Origin of the sequence: Proteus sp. fly-1067 (assembly GCF_040139345.1) — a bacterium.
Taxonomy (GTDB): Bacteria; Pseudomonadota; Gammaproteobacteria; order Enterobacterales; family Enterobacteriaceae; genus Proteus; species Proteus vulgaris_B.
Window position 1 is genome coordinate 983,533 of the sequence record NZ_JBEEUL010000001.1, and the last position, 9,644, is coordinate 993,176.

Consider the following 9,644-nt stretch of genomic DNA (forward strand, 5'->3'; position numbering starts at 1 on the left):
CTCTTATTCTGCTTGTTGCTTAATAGCTTCTTTTTCCAGCATTTCGTTAATAATCATTGGAAATGTTTTCTCTGGATTTAACTCTGCTTGGATACCAATTTTTATCCAAAATTCTGCCTGAGCATTAACAGAACGAGACATTACATTACTTGCCTTTCTCAAATACTCATGTAATTCATCAGAGATTTTTACAATACCCACACTAATCCTTATATACAAATCATAATGAAACATATACGTTCTATAATAGAATCAATTACTGGTGCTTTCAATTGCTATTTAGTTCTAACATAGGCATAAAGTGCTCAAATAAAGGAAAAAGAGTAAATAACACTCAAAATAAAAGGTCATATTTTTACTTTTTTATATTTCAATGAGTTTATTCAGAAGTACTTAGTAATTTTCATATGACAAAGAGAATAAACGTTATATTATTTTTTGCGTAACGCGAGTTAAGGAAATTTATATGAAACTATCATCGCTGTTGATTGGTTAGATGTTATTAGCGGTACAGTAGGCTTATATGAAAATCTGGGGGCTTGTTAAGATATGGAAAAATTTTATTTATTTAAGAGTTTAGAGCATATTAATTATAATTTTTCTTTTTTATGTTATTATTCTCTGACTTTATTTTTTATTACCACGCTTATCACTATTCACATTCCTTCTATCCTTCCAAAAAAAATATTATTTTCTATTCTATTAACAATAAAAAATTTTTAGGAGTTATTATGTCTAAAAAACCATATCGTATTATATTAACAGGTGGCCCAGGTTCAGGAAAAACCACATTAATTAATGCACTTAAAAATAAAGGTTATTCTTGTTCTTTAGAAGCAGGTAGAGCCATTATACAAGATCAAATACTTATTGAAGGTAATGGATTACCATGGATCGAGCCTGAAGCTTTCGCACAATTAATGCTAAGTTGGGAATTACGTTCATGGCATGAAGCAACCAACACTGAAGCACCTTATTTCTATGATAGAGGCCTTCCCGATATTGCAGGCTATCTATTATTGTGTGGATTGCCCATTCCCAAACATCTTAACAATGCAATAATGCTATTTCGCTATTCAAAAAATGTCTTTATTGCTCCACCTTGGCCTGAAATCTATACGCAGGATGAAGAAAGAAAACAAACAATAAAAGAAGCAAAGGAGACTTATTTAGCAATGCTAGAAGTTTATAAAAAATATAATTACAGTTTGATTGAGTTACCAAAATTAACAATAGAGAATAGAACTAATTTTATTATTAATAAGATTTAATATTAGCCAGTAAGATATTACTGGCTTAGATAATAATAAATTCTTAGTAAGAGGCCATAATTTTTAGATCTGGTTTCTCCCCTCGCATTATAGCTCGTTGTTGTTCATGAACTGCCTCATTAATGGCTTTTTGTTCCCCTGGCGTTCGTGTATTTTTACCGCAAACTAATGTTGAACACACCGGGCTACCTATTCTATGGCTCCCTGAAGTACCCGTACTAAAAGTCACATTATCAGTTGTACAACCTAATAATAGAAAAGATAACAATAAAGTGATTACTATGCGCATAATTTTCCATATAAAATTAAATTTTAAATTGATATTGCAGTATTAATAGGCATCAAAAGTATAATGTGGCTTTTGTATCCACTTAAATTCAACTGTTTGTTTTTTTTCATTCCAAATAGGTTCAGGAACGGGCATCGTAAAGCTTATTTTTTGAATAGGCTTCATTGTTGAATATTCATTATTTCTATATTGATTATTTACTGATGATTTTGACTCATTTAAACCCACTTTAAAAAGTTGTCCAAATTTACGATTATCTTCTTGTACCTCTAATTCAAACCGCGATTGTTTACCCAACATAAAAACCAAATTATTATTTATCGAGTTATTATCAGGTCGGTGACTATCTTTACTAGATCTATTAACTGGTTTGTTATTGCCAATTAATTTCTGACTCGTGCATCCCACACAAAAAATTAAAGATGATAAAAGCAATAAAAAAAAATGCATAAATTAAATTCAATAAGAAATAGGAATAACAATTATTTCATAAAATACATTTACTAACAAAATAATTTTCTCTTGCATCATAAAAAAAGAGAATATATCTTTATAAAAGATAATATTAAATAGCTAAAACTAGAAACCACCTCAGATAATGATAAAAAAGCCAACATAAGTAAAATAAATAGAAAATATACCAATTCATTCACTCTAAAAATGATTACTATAAGTATATAAGGTGCAATTATCAACATAAAAAAGGCATTAATAATAATGCCTTACATTCTAATTATAGGGTGTTTTTATTTTCTTTTATAATGAGATTTAACTAGAGAATCCCTATATATTTCAGTTTTATAATGAACAAACTCTATCTTATTATTATTTGGGATAAATAATGGAACCCCATGACCTAATAAAATAGGTATTTTTGTTATTATTAATTCATCAACAAAACCTTCATCAATAAATCCTTGGACAGTTTTACCACCATCAATATACACTCGTTTATAATTATTTTGGTTAAGTCGTTGTATTATTTCAGATACATTTCCTGACATGATCTCAACATTATCTGGTAATGACGTAGATAATCTTTTAAGGGTGTGGCTTAACACAAAAACAGGCTGCGTATAAGGCCAATCGATATCAAAGCTCATTATAGTTTCGAATGTCGTTCTTCCCATAACAATAGCATCAATTTCATTCAGAAAATCTGCAAAACCAAAATCTGAATTTTCAGGATTTTCAATATCGGTAAGCCAATCAATATTACCTTGTTTATCGGCAATATAACCATCTAAACTTGTGGCGATATAAACGACAATATTCATTTACTATACTCATTATTCCGAATAGGAACATCAAGTTAACATTTATTGAATAAGATTTAAAATGGAATATAAAAAGTGAAGTGATTAAATTTAAGGTATGTTTAATTATTTTAATTTGAAAACTTGTTAAAAATTAGCTATTAAAAATTATAAAAAAGCCTTACAAATGCTTAGATTTATAAGGCTGCTGAAAATCAATATCGTTTATTGACCTGCTGACATTTTCTTCATTTGTTCTAAAGAATCTAATGCTTGTTTACAAGTACTTTCTTGAACATCTTTAGGTAATGCTGCAAATTGTTCTTTCGCCTGAGCATACTGTGCTTTCATTGCTTCAGCTTGAGCTTTAGTTGCATCATTTTTCGCCATTAACTCAACATAAGAGTCTGTTTCTTTAAAATAATCTTCACATGCTTTAGATAAATCAGCAGAAACAGCAACAGAAGAGATTGATAATAAACTCAATGCTAAAATAAGCTTTTTCATAAATATCCTTTAAGTATTGTTAACAGTTAGAAAGTAATTTCTATTATTCTTCTTAAGTCGGTATTATCTCAAAAGATAATAAAATAGGGATAAGTATTATCTTAATTAAAAAATAAAATTTCATCTAATAATGATTGGAATAAAAAATGAAATCAAAATATGATAATTGAAAATTAGCTTATCATTTTCAGTATTAACTATATATATTAAATTATTCTTTTTAAATTAAAGGGTTATTTTTATAAATTAATAATTTAATTTTTTAATTATAATGTTCGTATAACGATAATGCTCGATAAAATAATACCTAAAAATCATTGATAAGATAGACTCGTACACTTGCAATAATTTTAATGGTGACCTTCTCCCTGAAAATAAAATTAAAAAACTAGGAATAGTACGTAAAAGATAAATAAATAGGCTTGCATTTCTTACCCTAGCTTGTAGCTAAAAACTAATTAATGATATCTGAATAATGAATAATGAATAATGAATAATGAATAATGAATAATGAATAATACACTTTCATACCGTATTATTACGGATTAGTAAATAGTAAATAGTGAAAATTTTTAAAAAATCGAACGTGTTTTGACTCAAAAACTCTCATCTTCTTATTATGTCTAAAATTCATGAGCAATTATGAAAAATATCATTATTTATGATAAACAAATATAATATAAAAACAAAAAACAAAAAACAAAAAAAAAATTAAACTAGAATTAATTATTTTAGTCTCAACTTAAAAGTCAAATGTCAGAATAATTATACACAACAAGTTATTTAATTTATTATTAACTTATTATCAATTAAATTAACAATTTGATTTTTTTCATAGAGTTTATTTATTTTTCCGTGATCTATATAAAAGGATCATGCTTCATTTTTATATATAGTTGCCCGTACTTAATAGGTTCTATTAGTCAGGGGATTACCCCGCCAACGGAGGCATTTAATGTCTATAAAATGGGTTTTAATCATATCTGGAATTGTTATTGGTGCTATCGCTTTACTTCTTGGTATTAACGGAAATCCCCCTAATATGGGTGTTTGTGTTGCTTGTTTTATTCGTGACAGTGCAGGCAGTATGGGATTACATAATACTGAAACAGTACAATATCTTCGCCCTGAAATATTCGGTTTCATTCTCGGTTCATTTGTAGCGGCTTTACTATTCAAAGAATTTCAATCAAAAGCTGGATCAGCGCCAATTATTCGTTTTACATTGGGCTTTTTAATGATGGTCGGTTGCTTAGTTTTCTTAGGTTGCCCATTAAGAATGGTACTTCGTATTGGTGCGGGAGATTTGAACGCAGTAATAGGATTAGTTGGATTAATAATCGGAATTGGTATCGGAAGCTTATTCGTAAAAAAAGGATTTTCCCTACCAAGAAATTATCGACAATCTCCTGCAGAAGGTTTTATTTTACCCGTTATATGCGTATTTTTATTTGCTTTATTCTTATGGAATAGTGATATTTTTAATTCCAGCGTGAAAGGTCCTGGCGCAAGTCATGCTCCAATATGGATGTCTATTATTGCGGGACTTATTATTGGTTTTATTATTCAACGAACTCGATTTTGTTTCATTGGAATGGCAAAACATGCCTTTTTATCACGTAATTATAATATGGCGTTTGGGGTGGCCGCATTAACACTTGTTGTTCTCTTAGGTAATCTTTACTTAGGAAAGTTTAATCTTGGATTTGAAAATCAACCAATTGCTCATAGTGATGGACTATGGAATTTTCTCTCTATGGTGCTTGTAGGGCTTTGTGGTGTATTTATCACGGGTTGTCCATTGCGCCAACTCGCCAATGCTGGGCAAGGCAATTCCGATGCTGCAATTAGTGTATTAGGTATGTTACTTGGTGCTGCTTTTGCTCATAATTTCTCTTACGCCTCAAGCCCCACTGGGGTTACAGATAATGGCAAATTCATTGTCATTATTGGCCTATTAGTTACATTTATTGTTGGTGTCATTTATACTTATGCCGCAAATAAAATAAACCACCATGAGACTAATAAAAATGACGCATAATTATTTATTCCTCTTTCATGAACAATATGCAGTCAAGAAACTTCACCATCAGCTCCAAAAGGATAATTTTTCCTCAAGAATAATTGATGCACCAAGAAAATTATCTTCTGAGTGTGAATTAGCCGTATCGGTTTATTTTTCTAATAATGAAACTTATAAGCATTATATTAATGATAACATTAGAGTTATTTATAAAATAAATTCAGATCGCTTTGATGTGCTTTGGCAAGATAAAATTTGAAGTAAAATATTATTTCAATAATACTTTTTATAGCCTCAATAATGAAAGGCTACATGAGTAGCCTTTCATTGATCAAATAAAACCTAGTGATTATACTTATTAGTATTATTCAAATATAAAAAAACCACCCAGATTTACAAAGGATGGTTTCAATATTTTAACTATTTATAAAATAATTATTTTCTATTCTTCTTCTGGTGGATTTTTGAGGATCTGATGAATTTCCTCTTTTAGTCTTAATTTTTGTTTTTTTAACTCTACAACTTCTTCACCATACCCTCTTCTATCCTTATGTTCCAATCTTACTATTTTATGGTCAAGTTCGTTATGTTGATCAAAAAGAGCGCGAAAATGAGGGTCTGTTTGGCGAAGCTTTGAAATTAAATCACGATATTCTGGAAACATAAATAGCTACCTTCCTTATTAATTGTGAATTAAGTACTCTTTTAAGTCTTACTCAAACTGATTAACCTGTCATTGTCTTTATGTTAAAAATAAGACTAACATCAATTAATATTTATAATTTAAAAATTACTAAATAATTTTCTATTAAACATTTTAATTATGATTATTATACGTAATACATTGAGTTATCTCGCTTTATAAATCCACTTGTTCTTGAACAAATAAAAAAGGATCAATATTTTGTTAACTTTTCCTATTCTGACCAAACATCTTCATAGCCATCTCTATCAATAATAAAGTTATATCCTTCAGGAAGATAAAGATATTTCATTACCTCCGGTAACACTGTATTTAAATGTTCTGTGTGCAATGCTTGGTAAAAATTATCTCTTTCACAATATTCACCACAATAAAAAAACCAACTTATCGTACTATCTTTAGATCTTTTTATGCGTGTGCCATAGATAGGCGTTAAATTTAAGGTATCTAAAGCAATAGCTACCATCTCTTCCGGATTTTCAGGTAAGACACCATATTTTATGCATACCCTTTTTTGTTGTTCAATAACATGTAATATCTTATTTTTATTTATCATCATATTCCAAAGCTAAAAATGAGCTCAGTTAAAGCACTTTTCCCGTACAAGATTATAACGAATTTGCCACAATGCACCAAACGCCATAAAAATGAACATTAGTCTATTCAAACAACTAGATACAAAAAATAAATGAATTCAAATAAAAAAAGAATAAAAAAACACCAATTCACCTTAAAACTAGACAAAAAGCAGTGTTAACGCATTTTTTGTTGTGAAAAAAGCACTTATTGTTAACTCATAAAATATAAATTCTCTATATTTGTAGTGATCTCTAATAGTTATTTATACCCATCTATTTGAGTCACTAAGCCCAATGCCGCCACATTGGGCTTTTTTATGAAGGATCAGTTGATATTATTTCTCATTACAATAAATTCAAACCTCTTCAGGTTTGTTCAAATGTTGAACTGTAAAATCAATCGGTTTAATCACAAAATGTTTTAATTTTATATGATTTAATCAGTTTCCAGTAAAGTATTACCTAATACTCTGATTTTTTTATATTTATATTATTATAATTCTTAAGATAAAATAATTATTGCCGACCCAATTCCTTTTTTGCCGGCATCAATAACTATTTATTAGATAGAAGCTCCTGCTCTTGTAATTTAGAAAGCGCTAACTCTTTCATCCAATCTGCAAGTAATGGTGCTGTTTTTATTGAATCCAATAATGCACGCTCTTTTTTTGTTAAACGAATAACAATAACCTCTGTTTTCATTGTAGACATAATAATTCCCCCATTTATAAAAGAGAAAATATTGGCACAAAACAGTAACAGAAAGGTCTGACTTACACGGTTTTACAAAATCATCATTTAAAGATGTTTTGATAAATTAAAATCCCGCAAGATACGAAATATATTTAGCTTACTGTATTTTAATCAAAAACATTATTAATAATTGAAGTGACTATCGCTGTACTTAATGCGATCAATACCAAATCATTTCCAACAATGCGCCATTCGTAACCAGGATAGTAAGGTAATTGGCTAAGCATTTTTTCAGGAACCATTTTCTTCGCGATACCTGGAGGCAATGGCTTTCCTCTTACTAAATTTTTAGCAATACCAGGAGGTAGCGATGAATATCCAGTAAATCCACCATTCAATGCAATTGCTCTAGCCTCATTATAAGATAAAGAAATTGAGAAAGAGGTTTCATTATCAAAGTGATTATTTTGTAATTTATTATGCCATTTGTTTGGCTTCTCTCCTTGATGCCCTTTATTTTGACCTCTTCCATGCCCATTATCTGGATCAGCATAAGAAGAAACAGATATCATAGACAAACCTATAATCACCAACAATAAATTACTTATTCTAGAAAAAATCCCCATGTCTATAGTCTCAGCAATTAATTTTTCACAGAGTATCCTTCGAGCTACACAACTACCATAAGTAATACTCCTAGAAAAAATAACTGGCAGGTACCATTGTGCTAACTTAGTTACAAATACATAACTAAGTCTTTTTTGTTTCAAATACTCTTACTTCACATAATCCTGTAATCATGCTCTAACTCTGCAATTCGTTCTCGGAGTAACCAATAGTTTTGGATAGCGGTATCAGTAGGTCGGACTGTGGTTGCAGAAGCCACGCAGGTGGAGGAAGTGGTTATGATTTTGTGATACTCGTCTTTGATATACACCCGCTCAGGACAACACTCATAAATATCATGCAAGCAGGTAATTTCATTCTTAGCATTAACTAACTCCTACCTGTATTGAATATCCAATTGGCTTATACGAAAAAAGGTCACCGAAGTGACCTCTATAAGAGCGCTAAATTATTTTCAATAACAGGTGTCAATTAGCCAGCTTTGCAACCACTCAATACTGGTTTATCTTTTCCTTCAACTAAATCGGCATTATCACCTTTAGTATAAAGCTTATAGGTGTAATTTTTATTCATTGCCTCATAGTTTGCTCCAGAAGCCATTTTCATAATCTTCATTGGTATCATTTCATCCATTTGATTAATGATTGCATAGCTATCTTTTGCTGTATTTATATAAATAACTTCCATTATTTGATTGTTTTCACATGCATAAGATACTTTCGTTATCTCATCGCCATCATCCGCCATAACAAAACTCGCAGATAAAAGGCTAACAGTAAATACAATACTTTTTAATAATAGCTTCATATAATCTCCTAATACTATTTGATACACACTTCTAATACATCACTAACCAATTTCTTATGATTAATCGAACCCTATATTGGCTTCCATGAGATTTATCCAATTGTAAAAAACCATCATTAGTTTATTGAGCAATAAGGAGATTGTTTTAAGCTTTCCTTAATTTATTTTTAGTTCATTCATTTGTGTAAATAAAACTCTTGGCAAATACTCTTCAAATGACGTATTAGAAACAATCACAAGACCATACATAGATATCCATGTATTCGTTTGTTGTAAGTGCCCTTGAATAAACTGTTTTGCTTTCTCTCACAAATAAACATAACTCTCTTGTGCCCAGCAATAGACCACCGACATCATTAATCTTTTGTGTAGCGATTCGATATTGCTTTTTACCTACGGGAGATATCGTATAAATTAATTGTGTTAATTGTTAAATTTAGCCATCAACCGTATGGATATTCGCCGTTAAAATGACTAAGGTATTTTTTCACTGTCTGTTTCTGTGTGGGAGTTCAAATCAGACGGTAGTCTCTAATATGTTCTACCTACGAACTAGTCAACTTTAGCCTTATAATTTAAATACTCTCACAAAAACAATTAAGGCTACACATTATGCGTAGCCTTAATCTTATTCACATTATCTAACTCAATTAGCTTTTATCTTTATTTTCTATCGCTATTGTTTGCCGTTTTTCTTCTTCGGGTAATTCATACTCAATAGCAATGGTCAGAAGTCCACTTGATAAATCGGCTTTGTCTATTTTAACATTTTTACCGAGGTCAAATTGCAACGTAAATTGCCCTTGAGATATACCTCGGTGGATCCATTTATCATTGTCTTCTTCTGATTTTTCTTCTTTTTTCCCTTCAATCAATAAACGACTTCCTTT

The 9,644-nt window shown here is 30.0% G+C and carries 15 protein-coding genes; 3 read left to right on the forward strand and 12 right to left on the reverse strand.

Features of this window, described 5'->3' with window-relative positions; translation table 11 throughout:
- Positions 1–3: 3 nt before the first annotated feature.
- Positions 4–201 carry a ParD-like family protein gene (locus ABN217_RS04545; protein WP_072070424.1) on the reverse strand — a complete coding sequence of 66 codons (198 nt, stop codon included), beginning with the start codon at positions 199–201 and terminating at the stop codon, positions 4–6.
- 530 nt (positions 202–731) lie between these two features.
- On the opposite strand from ABN217_RS04545, the gene ABN217_RS04550 reads away from it, so the two are divergent.
- Positions 732–1,271 (forward strand): AAA family ATPase, encoded by a 540-nt coding sequence (locus ABN217_RS04550; RefSeq protein ID WP_349459103.1) that lies wholly within the window; start codon positions 732–734, stop codon positions 1,269–1,271.
- A 43-nt stretch (positions 1,272–1,314) separates the two neighbouring features.
- Here ABN217_RS04550 and ABN217_RS04555 read toward each other — a convergent pair whose 3' ends face one another.
- From ABN217_RS04555 to ABN217_RS04570, 4 genes are all read right to left on the reverse strand, one after another.
- The gene (locus tag ABN217_RS04555) at positions 1,315–1,560 is read right to left on the reverse strand and encodes a hypothetical protein (protein ID WP_072070426.1); all 246 of its coding nucleotides are present in this window, start codon (positions 1,558–1,560) and stop codon (positions 1,315–1,317) included.
- Between the two features lie 42 nt (positions 1,561–1,602).
- Positions 1,603–1,860: a hypothetical protein gene (locus tag ABN217_RS04560; RefSeq protein WP_349459104.1), complete on the reverse strand. Its 258-nt coding sequence runs from the start codon at positions 1,858–1,860 to the stop codon at positions 1,603–1,605.
- Between the two features lie 446 nt (positions 1,861–2,306).
- Entirely contained in the window at positions 2,307–2,837 is a 531-nt protein-coding gene (locus ABN217_RS04565; RefSeq protein WP_196553198.1) for a dihydrofolate reductase family protein, read from the reverse strand.
- A 204-nt stretch (positions 2,838–3,041) separates the two neighbouring features.
- Entirely contained in the window at positions 3,042–3,323 is a 282-nt protein-coding gene (locus ABN217_RS04570) for a DUF5339 family protein (protein WP_349459105.1), read from the reverse strand.
- 955 nt (positions 3,324–4,278) lie between these two features.
- Between ABN217_RS04570 and yedE the strand changes: the two genes are divergently transcribed.
- Together yedE and ABN217_RS04580 are read left to right on the forward strand one after the other, a co-directional pair.
- On the forward strand, positions 4,279–5,364 hold the full coding sequence (gene yedE, locus ABN217_RS04575; RefSeq protein ID WP_196553199.1) for a YedE family putative selenium transporter: 1,086 nt from the start codon (positions 4,279–4,281) through the stop codon (positions 5,362–5,364).
- Complete coding sequence (locus tag ABN217_RS04580; protein WP_196553200.1) at positions 5,354–5,605, forward strand: putative Se/S carrier-like protein; 252 nt, start codon at positions 5,354–5,356, stop codon at positions 5,603–5,605. The genes yedE and ABN217_RS04580 overlap by 11 nt, the downstream gene beginning before the upstream one ends.
- A 183-nt stretch (positions 5,606–5,788) precedes the next feature.
- On the opposite strand, the gene ABN217_RS04585 is transcribed toward ABN217_RS04580, so the two are convergent.
- The 7 genes from ABN217_RS04585 to ABN217_RS04610 form a co-directional block, all read right to left on the reverse strand.
- Positions 5,789–6,010: an HP1242/YdcH family protein gene (locus ABN217_RS04585; RefSeq protein ID WP_072070432.1), complete on the reverse strand. Its 222-nt coding sequence runs from the start codon at positions 6,008–6,010 to the stop codon at positions 5,789–5,791.
- A 253-nt stretch (positions 6,011–6,263) separates the two neighbouring features.
- Positions 6,264–6,608: an immunity protein Imm33 domain-containing protein gene (locus ABN217_RS04590; protein ID WP_349459106.1), complete on the reverse strand. Its 345-nt coding sequence runs from the start codon at positions 6,606–6,608 to the stop codon at positions 6,264–6,266.
- Between the two features lie 574 nt (positions 6,609–7,182).
- On the reverse strand, positions 7,183–7,338 hold the full coding sequence (locus ABN217_RS04595) for a hypothetical protein (protein WP_164526189.1): 156 nt from the start codon (positions 7,336–7,338) through the stop codon (positions 7,183–7,185).
- Between the two features lie 149 nt (positions 7,339–7,487).
- Positions 7,488–7,946: an anti-virulence regulator CigR family protein gene (locus ABN217_RS04600; protein WP_072070434.1), complete on the reverse strand. Its 459-nt coding sequence runs from the start codon at positions 7,944–7,946 to the stop codon at positions 7,488–7,490.
- A 178-nt stretch (positions 7,947–8,124) separates the two neighbouring features.
- Positions 8,125–8,199, reverse strand: coding sequence for a hypothetical protein (locus tag ABN217_RS20630; RefSeq protein ID WP_196553484.1), 75 nt, complete (start codon positions 8,197–8,199; stop codon positions 8,125–8,127).
- A gap of 219 nt (positions 8,200–8,418) precedes the next feature.
- Positions 8,419–8,754 (reverse strand): c-type lysozyme inhibitor, encoded by a 336-nt coding sequence (locus ABN217_RS04605; protein ID WP_072070435.1) that lies wholly within the window; start codon positions 8,752–8,754, stop codon positions 8,419–8,421.
- A 650-nt stretch (positions 8,755–9,404) separates the two neighbouring features.
- Positions 9,405–9,644 (reverse strand): Hsp20 family protein (locus ABN217_RS04610; protein WP_349459107.1); only part of this gene is annotated, 240 nt, incomplete at its 5' end.